General features: G+C 48.3%; 2 protein-coding genes. Both read right to left on the bottom strand.

The genetic code is table 11. The features are described from left to right. Nucleotides 1–34: 34 nt before the first annotated feature. Nucleotides 35–925, bottom strand: a complete 891-nt coding sequence (locus L0U89_RS20180; protein WP_008632026.1) for an IS3 family transposase — start codon at nt 923–925, stop codon at nt 35–37. Next, nucleotides 922–1,338, bottom strand: coding sequence for a transposase (locus tag L0U89_RS20185; protein ID WP_008632028.1), 417 nt, complete (start codon nt 1,336–1,338; stop codon nt 922–924). Before L0U89_RS20185 ends, L0U89_RS20180 begins: the two co-directional genes overlap by 4 nt. Nucleotides 1,339–1,380 lie beyond the last annotated feature (42 nt).

Here is a 1,380-nt window from a genome sequence, read left to right on the forward strand (position 1 = left end):
TTGTGTGTGCCTAAAATAGGTTGACGGTTTTTTGTTAGTTGAATTGAATTTTTAACTGGTTTGGATCGAGCCTTTCAGCCCTTTCCTGGGTATATATTTCCATTTTAGTTCTTTTTTCAATCGGTATTTCCTTTAATAGGTTTTCATATTCCGATGGGGTCGTTTTCCCGATCGCCTGATGCGGCCTTTTGTTATTGTATGTGTTGATTACCTGTGCCACTTTTTGCATTAATTCTCTTTGGCTGGCGATATGAATCCTGTTGAGATATTGGTTCTTTATCGTGTCGTTTACCCGTTCTATGTGGGTGTTTTCATATACTTCGTCACACATGCTGATCCTGATCCCGTAAGCATCCAGTGTATCAGTATAGATATCACTCACATATTGACCGCCTTTGTCAGAATGGTGGATCAACCCGCCCCCGTAATCCGAAATCCCTCTTGTCTCCAGTGCCATCCTGAGAGCGTTGAGGTTGTTCTCGGCCCGCATGTTGTCGGCAAGGCTGTATCCGAGGATCCGCCTTGAGTATGCATCCATGACCATCACAAGGTAATAAAATCTGCCTAGGCAATAGACATAGGTAATGTCGCTCACCCACAGCTGGTTTACACCTGTAAACCAAATGCCACCCAGCAGGTTCCTGTACCGATTGGACTTGACGCTGAACGTCGTCCTGGTGTGTCTCTCGACCGCCTTGAGCCTGAAACCCTCCCTGAGCCCGAGGGCCACAAACGCGTCCCTCCCAATGCCTTCCGGCTCGAGAAGCTCGTACATGGTCCGCAGACCCATGCCCGGATGGATCTCCCGGGTCTGTTCCATCAGCCTGACGTATACAACCTCCTTTTCGAGCTGCCTCACCTGCCGTGCCGCCGATTGGTGGTGGGCCTGCCTCGTCGCGCCGGAAACCAGGTAAACCCACTTCATCTTGAGGGAATGCCCCCTGTGGTTGTGTCTGAACCATTCGACAGTCTGGAACTGAAATTTTTTTTTAGGTCAAACCCCAATTCCTCGCTCCCAAGCTCAAGCAGCCTGTTGAGGTAATCCAGCTCAAGCTGCTTTTGGCCGATGACACGTTCAAGCTCCGCCACTTTTTCTAACAGGCGCTTGGTCTTGTGTGATTCACTTTCCATCTCAACAACCAAGATACTCTTTTTCTCGTGGCTCCCCGAGTACTTGTACAGCCATTTGTAGACCGTCGTTCGGCTTACCCCATACAGATGTTTAAGTTCAGTCACGGTCACTTGCCTATCCACCAGTTCCTGAACCTTAATCTTCTTGAATTCCTCAGAAAAACACCTGTGTCTCCTGATCTCCAATTTTGATGCTCGCTTTTTCATACGGTTGACGTTTTTTTGTCAACCTATATCAGGCATGCACAC

It is taken from the genome of Mariniradius sediminis (assembly GCF_021491425.1).
Classification (GTDB): domain Bacteria; phylum Bacteroidota; class Bacteroidia; order Cytophagales; family Cyclobacteriaceae; genus Mariniradius; species Mariniradius saccharolyticus.